Here is a 14,933-nt window from a genome sequence, read left to right on the forward strand (position 1 = left end):
CAATTGAGGGCGGGCGGCTCAGGAAACATCCTTCATACAACACAGTGATCTACGCTCTCACCCAGAGAGTGGGGGAACAATCCAGGAGGAGAACAGTATGTCGTTCGTGAACACCCAGCCGGAGGCGATTCTGGCGGCAGCCGGAACCCTCAACGGGATCGGCTCGGCTTTGAACGCCCAGAACGCGGCGGCAGTGGCCCCGACGACCGGCGTGGTACCCGCGGCGGCCGACGAGGTGTCGGCGCTGACCGCAGCCCAGTTCGTTGCGCACGCGCATCTCTACCACGCAGTCAGCGCCCAGGCCGCGGCGATTCACGAGCTTTTCGTGAACACGCTCCAGACCAGCTCGGGCTCTTACGCCGCTACCGAAGCGGCCAACGCGATCGCTACCGCTTAACCGGCTTCAACGGCTTAAGACTCGCGGCGATTCCCGCCGAAGTGGGTGTCAGGGCGATCTCCTCGCAGTCGGCTAAGCGTGTCAACTCCAAACGGCGCCGTTCGAGTTGACGTAGCTCTCAACGCGCTAGCAGGCCTGTAGACCATCGGCCGACGAGCAGGGGATTCATCGTTAAGTACGGTCCGGCGGATGCGGAAGCGCTCCGTAGTCGACCCGGCCAGCAACATTCAGTCACATCACATTTGAGAACGACCACACATAAGGAGAAAGGCAACATGGCAACACGTTTTATGACCGACCCGCACGCGATGCGGTCGATGGCAGGTCGCTTCGAGATGCACGCGCAGACGGTGTCGGACGAGGCCCGCAAGATGTGGGCATCGTCGATGAACATCGCCGGCGCGGGCTGGAGCGGCCAGGCCCAGGCGACGTCCTACGACACCATGGGACAGATGAACCAGGCGTTCAACAACATCGTGAACATGCTCCACAGCGTGCGTGACGGGCTGATCCGCGACGCCAACAACTACGAGACGCAAGAGCAGGCCTCGCAGCAGGCCCTGAGCCACTAGTCGCAACCGCCTCGGCTGCGTAACCTTCAGACTTTAGGAGAACATCGCTATGAGCATTAACTACCAGTTCGGAGATGTCGACGCCCACGGCGCGCTCATCCGCGCGCAGGCCGCCTCGCTGGAGGCCGAGCACCAGGCCATCGTTCGTGATGTGCTTGCTGCCGGTGACTTCTGGGGTGGCGCCGGTTCGGTGGCTTGCCAGGAGTTCATCACCCAGTTGGGCCGCAACTTCCAGGTGATCTACGAGCAGGCCAACCAGCACGGCCAGAAGGTGCAGTCCGCCGGCAACAACATGGCGAGCACCGACAGCGCCGTCGGATCCAGCTGGGCCTAACGATCCAACCTCAGGCGCGGCAGCACACCTTCTGTCGGTGTGCTGCCGCGCCCTGCGGTTACCGTGCACTACAACCTTGAGGTACTGATGGACCAACAGACCACACGCACCGACATCACCGTCAACGTCGACGGGTTCTGGATGCTCCAGGCGCTCCTGGATATCCGGCACGTCGCTCCGGAGCTGCGGTGCCGACCGTACGTCTCGACCGATTCCAGTGACTGGCTGAACGACCACCCGGGGATGGCGGTGATGCGTGACAACGGCATCGTCATCGGCGATCAGGTGCACGAGGACGTTGCGGCCCGGATGCGGGTGCTGGCTGCGCCCGACCTGGAGGTAGTCGCCCTGCTGTCGCGGGGCAAGCTGCTTTACGGCGTGGTCGACGAGGAGAACGCGCCCCCGGGTTCGCGGGATATCCCGGAGAACGAGTTCCGCGTGGTCCTGGCCCGCCGCGGCCAGCATTGGGTCTCGGCGGTCCGGGTCGGCAGCGACATCACCGTCGACGATGTCGCTGTCGCGGACAGCGCCTCCATCGCCTCGCTGGTGCTGGACGGCCTGGAATCGATTCACCACGCGGAGCCGGCCGCCATCAATGCGGTCAACGTCCCGCTCGAGGAAATGCTCGAAGCAACGAAGTCGTGGCAGGAGTCGGGCTTCAACGTGTTCTCCGGCGGTGACCTGCGGCGAATGGGTATCAGCGCTGCCACCGTGGCCGCCCTCGGCCAAGCCCTGTCGGACCCGGCCGCCGAGGTCGCCGTCTACGCGCGGCAGTACCAGGACGACGCCAAGGGCCCCAGTGCCTCGGTGTTGTCGCTCAAAGACGGCTCCGGCGGCCGGATCGCGCTCTACCAGCAGGCGCGGACCGCGGGTTCGGGGGAGGCCTGGCTGGCCATCTGCCCGGCAACCCCGCAGCTGGTGCAAGTGGGCGTCAAGACGGTGCTCGACACCCTGCCGTACGGCGAGTGGAAGACCCATAGCAGGGTCTAACCAGAGCACGAAACATAAGCGAAACACAAACGCTAACAAGGTTTTTCATCAGAACATGCGGTCACGCAGCGAACACGTCATACTGCTTTAGGGCTAGCAGCAAATTAAAAGCAGTGTCATCAGAACCTACTAACCGCGAGGCAGGGCAGATGGAATCCAAAATCGTCGAGCCGCACCTCACCGGCGCCGCTGGCGCTCCGGTGAGTGGATCGACAAAGTCCTCCGCGCGGCTGGCGGCACTGGGTTACACGTTCATCACGACAGGGGGTGCAAGGCGATGACTGCGGTAGCTGACGCGCTACAGGCTGACATCGAGGGAATCTCACAGCCTCGGGCGGTTGTAGTTGGCATTATGGCCGGTGAAGGCGTGCAAATCGGCGTTCTGTTGGACGCCAATGCGCCCGTGTCGGTGATGACCGAACCGCTATTGAAAGTGGTCAACAGCCGTTTGCGGGAACTCGGCGAGACCCCGCTGGAAGCCACCGGGCGGGGCCGGTGGGCCCTGTGCCTGGTCGACGGGACGCCCCTGCGGGCCACCCAGTCACTGACCGAGCAAGACATCTACGACGGGGACCGGCTGTGGATCCGGTTCCTCGTCGACACCGAGAAGCGCTCGCAGGTTGTCGAGCACATCTCCACCGCGGTCTCGCAGAGCCTCAGCAAACGATTCGCCGCCATCAACCCCGTCGTTGCGCTGCAGGTCGGCGCGGCGATGGTGGCGAGCGGCGTCACCGTCGCATCCGCTCTGCTGCTCTGGTATCGCGTGCACCACAACTCGTGGCTGAGCACCATCTTCGGCCTGGTCATCGGCGCCGTGATGCTGGGTGTCTCCGTGATGCTGCTGATGCGCGCCCAGACGAACGAGGACCGGCGCGTCGGCGACACGATGCTGCTCAGCAGCCTGGCACCGCTGGCCGTCGGCGCCGCAGCGGCGCCTCCCGGCGGAGTGGGCTCCCCGCACGGACTGCTGGGCTTCGCGGTCCTCACCATCACCGCGACGCTGGCGCTGCGCTTCACCGGCCGACGGCTGGGGACCTACACCGCGATCGTGACCGTCAGCGGCATCACCGCGGTCGCGGCCCTGGCGCGGATGGTCGCGATGACCGGTGCGGTGACGTTGTTGACCAGCGTGGTGCTGATCAGCGTCATCGGCTACCAATGCGCGCCCGCGATTGCCCGCCGTCTCTCCGGTATCAAGCTGCCCGTTTTCCCGTCGGCGACTAGCCGCTGGGTCTTCGAGGCCCGGCCGGACCTGCCCACGACCGTCACGCGCACCGGCGGAGGCCCGCCCGTCCTCGAGGGGCCGGCGTCGGTCCGCGACGTGCTGCTGCAGGCCGAACGCGCCCGGTCGTTCCTTACCGGCCTGCTGACCGGGCTCGGCGTCCTCATGGTGGTCTCGCTGGCTGGACTGTCCGACCCGCACACCGGGCAACGGTGGCTGCCACTGCTGCTGGCCGCCTTTAGCGCTGGCTTCCTGATGCTGCGCGGGCGTTCCTACGTCGACCGATGGCAGGCGATCACCCTGGCCGGCACTTCGGTGCTCATCGTCGGCGCGGTGGTGTTGCGCTACGCTCTGACGCTGCAGTCGCCGCTGTCGGTGTCTATCAGCGTCGCGATCCTCGTGCTGCTGCCCGCGGCGGGCCTGACGGCCGCGGCGGTCGTCCCCAACACCGTGTACAGCCCGCTGTTCCGCAAGTTCGTGGAATGGATCGAATACCTCTGCCTCATGCCAATCTTCCCGCTGGCATTGTGGTTGATGAATGTTTATGCGGCGATCCGGTACCGGTAATGGCAGGGTGTGGCGTGGTCGCGCGTCTCGCGCGACCGTCGCTGCGCTGTTGCTCACCACAGGTGCATTAGCCGGCTTGCCTCCCGCGTCGGCCATCGCCCCGCCGACGGTCGACCCCGGCGCGGTGCCGCCGGACGGGCCGCCGGGGCCGCCGGCCCCGATGAAGCAGAACTCGTACTGCACCGAAGTCGGCGTGCTGCCCGGCACCAATTTTCGGCTGCAGCCGAAATACATGGACATGCTGAACCTGCAGGAGGCGTGGCAGTTCGGCCGCGGCGCCGGGCAAAAGGTCGCGGTCATCGACACCGGGGTGTCCCCGCACCCGCGGTTCCAGCACCTGATCCCCGGCGGGGACTACATCATGGGCGGCGACGGACTGTCGGACTGCGACGCCCACGGCACCATCGTGGCGTCGATGATCGGCGCGGCGCCGGCCGGCGGCGCGTCCGCACCGCCGGTGGCCGCACCGCGCAAGCCGGTGACCATCCCGACTACCGAACCGCCGCCGAAAGCGCCGCCGCCGCAGACCGTCACGCTGTCACCGTTGCCGCAGACCGTGACGATGGTGCCGCCGACGGAAGCACCACCTCTCGGCCCTTTCGGAGCACCACCGCCGCCGCCCGAGGCACCGCCCGCGCCGGCTCTGCCGGCTGCACCCGCCGCGCCTGCCTCGCCGTCGCAGGCTCCGCCGGCGCCGCCCGCGCCGCCGCCGCCTCCGGCGCCGCCCGCCCCGGGAGCCGCTAACCATGGCGGCGGCACCATCACGATTCCCAGCTACCACGGGGGCGGGCAGGTCGCAAAGGTAGACAATCCGACCGCCCCGCGCCCGCTGGCGCCGCCGCCTTCGCCGCCGCCGGCTCCGGCGCCGGGACAAGCGGCCGACGCCTACAGCGGGATCGCGCCCGACGTGGACATCATCTCGATCCGGCAGTCCAGCCAGGCCTTCGGCCTCAAGGACGCCTACACCGGCGATGAGGATCCGCAGTCCGCGGCGAAGATCACCAGCATCGACACGATGGCACGGGCGATCGTGCATGCCGCTAACTTGGGCGCCTCGGTCATCAACATCTCCGACGTGACCTGCATGAGTGCGCGCAACATCATCGAGCAGCGCTCGCTGGGCGCGGCGGTCCGCTACGCGGCGGTCGACAAGAACGTCGTCATCGTGGCTGCGGCCGGTGACAGCAGCAAGCGCGACTGCAAGCAGAACCCGAGTCAGAATCCGTTGCAGCCCAAGGATCCTCGCAACTGGGGCGCTGTCAACACCGTCGTCACACCGTCGTGGTTCAGCGACTATGTGCTGACCGTCGGCGCCGTCGACGGCGACGGCCACCCGCTCACCCAGGGCGGTCAGGGGCAGGCATCGACCAGCATCGCGGGCCCGTGGGTGGGGATCGCCGCACCGGGCAACGATGTCATCGGGCTTTCGCCCCGCGACGACGGCCTGATCAACGCGATCGACGGGCCGGACAACTCGTTGCTGGTCCCGGTCGGCACCAGCTTCTCGACCGCGATCGTGTCCGGCGTGGCCGCGCTGGTCCGCGCCAAGTACCCGCGCCTGTCGTCGTACCAGATCATCAACCGGTTGACCCGTACCGCCAGAGCGCCGGCCCGCGGGGTGGACAACCAGGTCGGCTACGGTGTCATCGACCCGGTCGCCGCGCTGACCTGGGATGTTCCCGACGGGCCACCCAAGCCGCCGCAGCAGCTGTCGATACCGCTCAACATTCCGAAGGCCGCACCGCCCCGCGATATGGTGCCGGTGTGGGTGGCCGCCGGGGGATTGACGGCGGCGCTACTGATCGGCGGCGCGGTATTCGGTGTCTCGATACTGATGAAGCGCCGTAAGCAGCAATAGGCAGCAATAGGGCGGAGCAAGCAAAAATGAAGGCTCAGCGCACGTTTGGGTTGTCGTTGTCCTGGTCGCGGCTGACGGTGGTGTTTCTCGTCGACATCGCGATCTTAGTGATCGCCAGCCACTGCCCGGACTCCTGGCAGGGGGAGTACCGCATCGCGTGGTGGGTGGGAGTCGCCCTCGCCGCGATTATCACCCTGCTGTCCGTGGTCACCCACCACGGCCTCACGCTGACCTCCGGACTGGCCGGATGGCTGTGGGACTGGTCCGCCGATCCGCGCACCACACTGGCCGCCGGATGCACGCCCGCGGTCGACTACCAGCGCCGGTTCGGTCGCGACAAGGTCGGCGTCCGCGAGCACGAAGGCCACCTCGTTACGGTGATCGCCGTGGACGGCGGCGAGGGCCATCGTCCACGCACCGCGGAATCGCCCAGCCTGCTCGTGCAGTCGGTGGCGGCCGGGCTGCGCCAATTCGACGTCCACCTGGACGGCATCGACATCGTCTCGGTGCAGGTGCGCCGCGGCGGTAATGCCGCCGAGCTGTCGAAACTCGACAAGTTGGGCCCCGAGGAGTGGGGCCTGGTGAGCGATCAGCCCGCGTCGTATGTGCGGCGCACCTGGTTGGTGCTGCGGATGAACCCGCAGCTCAACGTGGCCGCTGTGGCGGCCCGCGACTCCCTGGCGTCCACCCTGGTTGCGGCCACCGAGCGGCTGGCCCAAGATCTCGACGGGCAGGGCTGCGCGGCGCGAACGCTGACCGCCGACGAGGTCGCCGAGGTCGACAGCGCCGTGCTGGCCGATCTGGAGCCGACGTGGAGCCGCCCGGGCTGGCGCTACCTCAAGCACTTCAACGGGTTCGCGACCAGCTTCTGGTTGACGCCGTCCGACATCACCACCGAGGCCGTCGACCAGCTGTGGGAACCGGAAACGGAGGCGACCGTGCTGACCATCCGGCTGACCAACCACGACGGGCGGCCCGAGGTGGCCGGTTGGGTGCGGTATCACAGCGACAGCCGCAAACCCAAGGGAATTTCCGGTGGCCTCAACCGCCTCACCGGCCGGCAACTGGCTGCGGTGCGGGCCAGCCTGCCCGCCCCGACGAGGCGGGCCGTGCTCACGGTGCCGACCCGCGAGTTGTTCGCCGACGATTATTTGGTTCTGCAGGTAGGCCAGGTTCGAGAAAGCGCTGAGCACCTGCCCGCCGCCCAATGAGCCGACCGCAAGCCACCACCGAGGACGCCCGCAACGCGTTGCTCGCCGGCCTGCTGGCCTCGGGAGTTTCCGTAAACGGGCTACAGCCCAGCAGTAACCCGCAGGTGGCAGCGCAGATGTTCACCACGGCAACCGCACTCGACCCGGACATGTGCGACGCCTGGCTGGCGCGGCTGCTGGCCGGTGACCAGAGCGTCGATGTCCTGTCCCGCGCGTGGGCGACGCAGCGCACCTTCGGCTGGGAGATCCGCCGGCTGGGTCTTTCGGATCTGGAGTTCCGTCCCGAGGTTTCCGACGGGATGTTTCTCAAACTCGCGGTCACCAGCGTGGAGTCGCTGGCCTGCAGCTACGCCGCCGTGCTGTCCGAGGAGAAGCGGTACGAAGAGGCCGCGGGGCTGCTCGACAAGGTCGAGCCGCGCCATCCCTTCGACGAAGAACTGGTCGACTACGTCCGCGGCATCCTGTACTTCCGCACCGGGCGGTGGCCGGATGTCCTCACCCAATTCCCCGAGGGAAAGATCTGGCGCAACCCCGCGCTCAAGGCCGCGGGTGCCGCAATGGCCACGACCGCGCTGGCGTCCTTGGGGGTTTTCGAGGAAGCCATCCGGCGCGGACAGGACGCCATCGAGGCGGACCGGGTACCCGGCGCGGCGAACATCGCGCTGTACACCCAGGGCATGTGCCAGCGGCACCTCGGCCGCGAAGACGAGGCCGTCGAGCTGTTACGCCGGGTGTACTCGCGGGACCCGAAATTCACTCCAGCGCGAGAAGCGCTGGACAACGTCAACTTTCGGCTGATCCTGACAGATCCAGAGACGATCGAGGCCCGCACCGACCCGTGGGACCCGAACAGCGCGCCAACACGCGAGCAGACCGAGGCGGCGCGGCACGCCGAGGAGGCCGCGAAGTACATGGCCGAGGGCGACGCCGAGCTCAACGCGATGCTCGGCATGGAGCGGGCCAAACGCGAGATCACGCTCATCAAGTCGACGACGAAGGTCAACCTGGCGCGCGCCAAAATGGGCTTGCCGGTACCCGTCACCTCCCGCCACACCCTGTTGCTCGGGCCGCCCGGTACCGGCAAGACGTCGGTCGCCCGCGCGTTCACCAAACAACTGTGCGGGCTGACCGTGCTGCGTAAGCCGTTGGTCGTCGAGACGAGCCGCACCAAGCTGGTGGGTCGGTACATGGCCGACGCCGAGAAGAACACCGAGGAGATGCTCGAGGATGCGCTGGGCGGCGCGGTCTTCTTCGACGAGATGCACACCCTGCACGAGACGGGCTACCAGACCGGGGACCCGTACGGTAACGCGATCATCAACACCCTGCTGCTCTACATGGAGAATCACCGCGACGAGCTGGTGGTCTTCGGCGCCGGATACGCCAAGGCCATGGACAAGATGCTCGAGGTCAACCAGGGTCTGCGGCGGCGGTTTTCGACCGTGATCGAGTTCTTCAGCTACAAGCCCGACGAGCTGGTGGCCCTCACCAAGAGGATGGGCGAGGAAAATCAGGACGTCATCAGCGACGAATCAGCCGAGGCCCTGCTGCCGCACTACTCCAATTTCTATTTCGACGAGAGCTACTCCGAGGACGGGGATCTGATCCGCGGCATCGACACGCTCGGCAACGCCGGCTTCGTCCGCAACGTGGTGGAGAAGGCGCGCGACCACCGCAGCTTCCGGTTGGACGACGAGGACCTGGACGCGGTGCTGGCCAGCGACGCCACCGAGTTCACGGAGCGCCAACTGCTCCGGTTCACGGAGCTCACCCGCGACGATCTGGTCGAGGGCCTGAGCGCGGCGGTTGCCGAGAAAAAGAAAGATTGACGCGGCACGCGAATCAGCACTGCGGTGCGACCCGTAGCACTGCGGCGGGGCGCCCGCATGGCTTCCGCATGGCGGCACAGTGAATTGTTTCGGACGTGTTGCAAACCTCTCGCAGCTAGCTTGACTCGGCATCCGTGGAATGCCACCATGACCAGTGCAGCACCTCGTTAGGTGAGGCTTCCACAACGGATACAGGCCACTGACCTCAAACGTCGAAAGACGCCCAAGGTCAGGACAGCTCTTCCCGGCTTAAGGGTTGAGCCCAAGTGGCTTCTGGCTTGGGTCAGCCGGATACGCAGTGTGGTGCCGAAGCTCTGATGAGAGGGGTGCCGGATTCGGCGGTTTCGCCGGTCTGCCCACCCCTTCGTGCAGCATAATGGCATCTCGGTGTGCCCAGGCTTCGAGGAGGTGAGAGCGAAATTAGTCCGGGCGATAGTCCATATTCTCGATCGATGACATTTCGTTCGAGCCGAACGTGGCGTCTCTTCTGCCTATCGGTTTGCACCGAGGCGCTCACCCATCGCGCAATCGGTGTATGTCCCGGCTAGGAGTTCCGTCTCCGGCTCGGCACTTCCTGTGAGGAGAACTCCGATGTCCTTCGTCAGGGCGACGCCGGAATCGTTGGCAGCCCACAGCGCAACCGCCGCTGCCGTGGCCCGTTAGCGCCAGGGGGAAACACTATGCTCGACTACTTTGCGGCACTGCCGCCCGAAATCAATTCGGCCAGGATGTACACCGGCCCCGGATCGGGGCCGATGCTGGCCGCTGCCGCGGCGTGGAACACGCTCGCGGCCGAAATGCGCACTGCCGCAACCGATTACGGTTCCGTGGTTACGCAGCTGCTCAGCAGTGGCTGGTACGGTCCCTCATCGGCGTCGATGTTGGCCGCGGCCACGCCGTACGTGAACTGGCTGAGCACGACCGCGGCCCAGGCCGAGCAGACCGCTACGCAGGCCAACGCAGCCGCGACCGCGTTTGAGTCCGCGTACGCCATGACGGTGCCGCCGCCCGTGGTCGCGGCAAATCGTCTTTTGCTCGCGACGTTGGTGGCCTCCAACATCTTCGGGCAGAACACTCCCCAGATCGCGGCGACGGAGGCCGAATACGCCGAGATGTGGGCCCAGGATGCCGCGGCGATGAACGGTTACTCCACCTCGTCCGAGGCCGCGGCGCAGATGGCGCCATTTCAGTCACCGCAGTCGAACACCACGCCTGACGCGGCGGAAGAGCAAACCCAGGCGGTCACCCAGGCGGCCACGACGCCGGCAGGGAATGCGCAGTCGTTGTTGTCGAACGCCACCCTGGCGCCAAGCAATGTGAACAACGCAGCCAACGTCAACGCCCCGACGTCTGGATCGCTGTATGACTGGCTGACCCAGACACTGAACGGATCGAATAACTCGGCCCTGGCGACCTTCTTGCAAAGTCAATTTTTCAGCAGCACCGTCGTCAACGGTGCCTTTGCCGGCGGCCCGATGAACCCGCAGTTCATCATTGCCTCGGTCGAGGGCGTCCTTGCCTCGCAGCACGCCACGACGCTCGCGGGTCTGGGCGACTTCGCCGCGGACGCCGAAGGCCTCACGGCTGCCGACCTGGCCTCCAGCAAGATGGGGTCGCCGGGCCTCCCCGGCGCCTCCGCCGGAGTGGGCCAGGCGCATCTGGTGGGGTCGATGTCGGTACCCCAGAGCTGGACCAACGCTGCCACCATCAGCCCGGCGGAATCCGCGGTGCAGGCCACCGGCGTCACCGGTCTCACCGACACCGGGGGCGGCCCGGCGGCGGGCGGACCGGGAGGCGTTGCCGGACCGTTGGGCGGCGCGGGCAAGCGGCTACGCCGCGCCATCCCCAAATACGGGTTCCGCCCCGTCGTCATGCCACGTCCGCCGGCCGCGGGTTAAGAGACCTGAGGAGAATTATCATGTCGCTTTTTGCGGGAATACCACCCGAAATCACCTCGGCAAAAATGTATTCCGGCCCCGGCTCGGAATCCATGCTGGCCGCCGCGGCAGCATGGAACGCGGTCTCGGCCGAACTGCGTTCCGCGGCAACCAATTACGACGCGGTGATCAAGACACTCATCAGTGAGGGCTGGTTCGGGCCGTCCTCCGCGAAGATGGCTGCCTCGGTGGCCCCCTACCTCGAGTGGCTGAACACCACCGCTGCGCAGGCCGAGCAGGCCGGTGCACAGACCAACGCGGCCGCGGCCGCCTATGAGGCCGCGTTCGCCGCGACGGTACCCCCGGCGGTCGTCACGGCGAACCGCACCCAGCTGGCAAATCTGGTGGCGAGCAACATCTTCGGCCAGAACACCGGATTGATCGCAGCCAACGAAGCCCAGTACGGGGACATGTGGGCCCAGGATGCTTCCGCGATGACGAATTACAGCGCCGCCTCGACTGCGGCAACCCAGAAGATGACGCTGTTTCAACAACCGCAGTCCGACACCACCAGCGACGGAACGGCGCTGCAGGCCGACTCCGTTCTCAACGCCAGCAGCAACGCCCCGGCCGTCGGTGCCGCCACGACCATATGGGAATGGCTTGGCCTGGCTCCCAATACCAATACCTCCACCACTGGCCTTGCCGGACTGATGAACTTTTTGGATGGGTCAGACGGTGGTCTCGTTGGCGCCTTCCTCAACAACGCCTCACTCTCCGGTCTGTCGAACGCCTTCACCACCAACGGAATTCTGAACCCGACCTCCTTCATAGACGCACAGCTCGCGGCGAACTCCATCGGCGCACTGGACGGCGTCGACGCGACCACGTCGGGACTCGGGGTCCTGTCCGCCGGGCTCGGGGGGACGGCGTCGCTGGCATCGGTGACCACACCGGGCGCCGCGGCGGCGGCGGGCCTGGGGCAGGGGAGCCTGGTTGGGACCCTGTCCGTCCCGCCCGCCTGGGGTGCCACCGGAGCGGCGATCACGCCCGTTGCCTCGACGACCCAAGTAGGTCTCAGCGCGTATCACAGCTTCGGCTCGGCCACCCCGATGGTGATGGAAGAGGCTGGGGCAGTGGGCATGCCGGGCGTGCCCTTGGCCGGCGTCCCCGCCGCGCACGAAGACGAGTTCGCCGATCCGATCTACGGTTTCCGGCCCCGCGTCATCGGCCGCCCGCCGGCCGCCGGCTGACGACAGCGGGCCCGAGCATGAAAGCCCTACCGTTTCTCGCCGGCGCCGTTGCCGTGATCGGCCTGGCGGCACCGGCACACGCCGATGCGGATGACGACGCCTTCCTTGCCGCGCTCGACAAGGCGGGTATCAGCTACAAGAGCCCCGACCGCGCGATTGCGGCAGGCCAAAAGGTGTGCGACTTGGCCAACTCGGGGACCTCGCAGCTCGACATCATCAGAGACGTCCACGAGTTCAACCCCGCGTTCAGCGCGGCGTCCGCGGCGAGGTTCGTCCAAGCGGCCGCCAGCGTTTACTGCCCCGAGCGGCTCTCCGTCGACAGCGGCGGCACCAACCCAAAAACCTCCGGCTAGAGCCGCGGGCGCGGCTACGACGCGCCCGCGGCTCTAGCTTCCTCCGGCCGGCGTGATCCCTCCTCGGGGGCGGGCGACCACCCGCCGCCAGTTCACGCGATCCTCGCCGCCGAATGAGAGTCCCGAAACATTGTGGCAACAAAACTGTTGGCGCGGTCGTCGCATTTTTGGCTCTCACCTGCATAAATAACGCGCGCACCCTCACAGCAAACCACCAGAAGCCAATAAGCCGCCGGGCAGCTGGCGGGTTTACGCTTCGTGAAATTTAGGGGTGCAAAGTATGTCGAGTAATTGTCGGTTCGGCGCCGCGGGCGCCCGTAGCCGTCCGGCTGCGCGGGGACTGCCTTGGCGCAGCGCCGTCCCGTCGCCCGCACCCACAGAGCTGACGACGACCCGAAGTCCGTTAATCCAGCCAAGTCGGCGACCGAGGCGCGGAAGCGACCGGGAACCCATTTGAGGACGGAATCTTAACCCCTCCCTAGCAAAAACCAGTCGGCGAAAGGGCGTCAGATATAGCGGGTAAATGTCACTGAGGGCCGGCGGTCGGCACCACCGTAAATAGCGCGTAAGTAGACGTATGTGGAATACGTGGTTTCTTCGCGTCCATTTATAGTTCTCCATTCGGGGAATGCTCGCAACAGATTCTCATTCAGAGTAATGCATTGAATCTACGGATCGGTGAATTGCGCGATCAGGAAGATGAATATCGCATTGGGCCGAATCTCTGGTGCGGTCATTGGTAATGCGGACCAGTATATTGAAGAAGCCGTCAGGATCATTCCCCGGGCCGCTATATCACCGTGTTGAGCTGCGCTTTTGCGGTTCGCCTGATTTGCTGACTGCTGTGCTCTCACTTCACGCGGACAGCATAGACAATTCCTGTTTACTTTGTTATTACACAGCAGGAACGTGTCGTGCACACATTCCGATCACCATAATAGCTATGCTCCCGAAGGGGGCACATAAACCGGGGTCCCGGAGTGGCTCGGACACATATTGCCTGCAACAAAACACGGAACTCTCGTCAACCGCGTCGGATCAACGGGATCTGATGCATTTCCTTTGAAATACCGCGCCATCGCGGGTGCGGCACTAAGCCGCGCCTACAGTGGCGGCCAATTGAGGGGATCGGAGGTACTGGATGTTTGATTTCGGGGCCTTACCGCCGGAGATCAACTCCGGGCGGATGTATGTCGGAGCCGGGTCGGGGCCGCTGCTGGCGGCGGCGGCCGCCTGGGACGAGCTGGCGGGGGAGCTGCTCTCGACGGCGGCGACCTACGGCTCGACGGTGCAAAGCCTGACCGCAGGGCCGTGGACGGGTCCGTCGTCGATCGCGCTGGCCGCCGCGGCCGCGCCCTATGTGTCGTGGCTGAGCGCGACGGGCGCCCAGGCCGAGCAGGTCGCGACCCAGGCGAAGCTGGCCGCCGGCGCCTATGAGGCGGCGTTCGCGGCGACGGTTCCGCCGCCCGTCATCGCGGCCAATCGCTCGTTGCTTGCGACGTTGATCGCGACCAACCTGCTGGGGCAGAACACGCCGGCGATCGCGGTGACCGAGGCGCACTACGCGGAGATGTGGGCGCAAGACGCCGCCGCGATGTACGCCTACACCGGTTCGTCCGCGGCGGCCTCGCAGTTCACGCCGTTCAACGAACCGCCGAAGACCACCGATGACAGCGGTACCGCGTTGCAATCGGAGGCGGTGGCCCAGTCAAACACGGTGTCCGGCACGAACACCGTGATGAAGGTGTCCCAGCTGAGCACCGCGATGCAGCCGCTGGCGCAGACGAATGCGGCGGCGGGGACGACGGGCACGACGGGAATCACCGCGCCGGCGACGCCAGATATCGTGACGAACTGGAACACCATCTGGTCGGCCATCACCGGGGTGTACTCACCCCAGTCGTGGAGCACCATCCCCGGCGGCCCGTTCCTGTCATTCGGTCAGGCCTACGCCTGGGGCCAGAACGGCCAGAGCGCGGCTGCCTATCTGGCCGGGCCGAAAGCCATCTCCGGCGCGTTGGCGCCGCTGACCGGTGGTGCCGGCGTGCATCCCATGCTGAGTTCCGCGACGGCGCCGGCCTCGGCGTCGATGAGCAAGGCGCCCTTGGTCGGTGGCATGTCGGTGCCGCAGAGCTGGACGGCAGCCGCACCGGAGATCAGAACGCTCGCCCAAGTGCTGCCCGCCAACCTGGCGGCCGCGCCGGAGGCGGCGTTGGCGAGCGAGGGCGGCGTGATGAGCCAAATGGCCCTGTCCAGCCTGGCCGGGCGCGCCGTCGCCGCCACTGCCGTGCGGTCCGGGACCGCAGGCGCGGCGGCCGGCTCCTTGAGCGGCATGGTCGCCGAGGCCGACCCGGCGGCGGCCACCATCATCGTGATCCCCGCTCTCGAGGCATGACTCCGATGACCGCAATGAATCACTTCGGCACACAACAGACCATCCATCCGCGGGCCACCAGGTAAGGGGTAGCGA

General features: G+C 66.4%; 12 protein-coding genes and 1 riboswitch. All 12 genes read left to right on the forward strand.

Features of this window, described 5'->3' with window-relative positions; all coding sequences use genetic code 11:
* Positions 1-97 precede the first annotated feature (97 nt).
* The 12 genes from MSG_RS12670 (at position 98) to MSG_RS12725 (ending at position 14,858) form a co-directional block, all read left to right on the forward strand.
* A complete protein-coding gene (locus MSG_RS12670) occupies positions 98-397 on the forward strand; it encodes a PE family protein (RefSeq protein WP_077089380.1) in 300 nt (99 codons plus the stop codon).
* 275 nt (positions 398-672) lie between these two features.
* A complete protein-coding gene (locus MSG_RS12675; RefSeq protein ID WP_096440062.1) occupies positions 673-969 on the forward strand; it encodes a WXG100 family type VII secretion target in 297 nt (98 codons plus the stop codon).
* Positions 970-1,018: 49 nt separating this feature from the next.
* Positions 1,019-1,303 carry a WXG100 family type VII secretion target gene (locus MSG_RS12680; protein WP_066824871.1) on the forward strand — a complete coding sequence of 95 codons (285 nt, stop codon included), beginning with the start codon at positions 1,019-1,021 and terminating at the stop codon, positions 1,301-1,303.
* An 87-nt stretch (positions 1,304-1,390) separates the two neighbouring features.
* Positions 1,391-2,293 carry an ESX secretion-associated protein EspG gene (locus MSG_RS12685; RefSeq protein WP_096444438.1) on the forward strand — a complete coding sequence of 301 codons (903 nt, stop codon included), beginning with the start codon at positions 1,391-1,393 and terminating at the stop codon, positions 2,291-2,293.
* 277 nt (positions 2,294-2,570) lie between these two features.
* A complete protein-coding gene (gene eccD, locus MSG_RS12690) occupies positions 2,571-4,082 on the forward strand; it encodes a type VII secretion integral membrane protein EccD (protein WP_096440064.1) in 1,512 nt (503 codons plus the stop codon).
* Positions 4,060-5,940, forward strand: coding sequence for a S8 family serine peptidase (locus tag MSG_RS12695; protein WP_096440066.1), 1,881 nt, complete (start codon positions 4,060-4,062; stop codon positions 5,938-5,940). The genes eccD and MSG_RS12695 overlap by 23 nt, the downstream gene beginning before the upstream one ends.
* 26 nt (positions 5,941-5,966) lie before the next feature.
* Positions 5,967-7,151, forward strand: a complete 1,185-nt coding sequence (eccE, locus tag MSG_RS12700) for a type VII secretion protein EccE (protein WP_096440068.1) — start codon at positions 5,967-5,969, stop codon at positions 7,149-7,151.
* Complete coding sequence (gene eccA, locus MSG_RS12705) at positions 7,148-8,980, forward strand: type VII secretion AAA-ATPase EccA (protein WP_096440070.1); 1,833 nt, start codon at positions 7,148-7,150, stop codon at positions 8,978-8,980. Before eccE ends, eccA begins: the two co-directional genes overlap by 4 nt.
* A 156-nt stretch (positions 8,981-9,136) precedes the next feature.
* Positions 9,137-9,313, forward strand: a riboswitch (M-box (ykoK) riboswitch).
* Between the two features lie 347 nt (positions 9,314-9,660).
* A complete protein-coding gene (locus tag MSG_RS12710) occupies positions 9,661-10,878 on the forward strand; it encodes a PPE family protein (protein WP_096440072.1) in 1,218 nt (405 codons plus the stop codon).
* 20 nt (positions 10,879-10,898) lie between these two features.
* The gene (locus tag MSG_RS12715; RefSeq protein ID WP_096440074.1) at positions 10,899-12,110 is read left to right on the forward strand and encodes a PPE family protein; all 1,212 of its coding nucleotides are present in this window, start codon (positions 10,899-10,901) and stop codon (positions 12,108-12,110) included.
* Between the two features lie 17 nt (positions 12,111-12,127).
* On the forward strand, positions 12,128-12,463 hold the full coding sequence (locus MSG_RS12720; protein WP_096440076.1) for a DUF732 domain-containing protein: 336 nt from the start codon (positions 12,128-12,130) through the stop codon (positions 12,461-12,463).
* 1,141 nt (positions 12,464-13,604) lie between these two features.
* Positions 13,605-14,858, forward strand: a complete 1,254-nt coding sequence (locus tag MSG_RS12725) for a PPE family protein (protein ID WP_096440078.1) — start codon at positions 13,605-13,607, stop codon at positions 14,856-14,858.
* Positions 14,859-14,933: the final 75 nt, after the last annotated feature.

This window comes from Mycobacterium shigaense, assembly GCF_002356315.1.
GTDB classification, from domain to species: domain Bacteria; phylum Actinomycetota; class Actinomycetes; order Mycobacteriales; family Mycobacteriaceae; genus Mycobacterium; species Mycobacterium shigaense.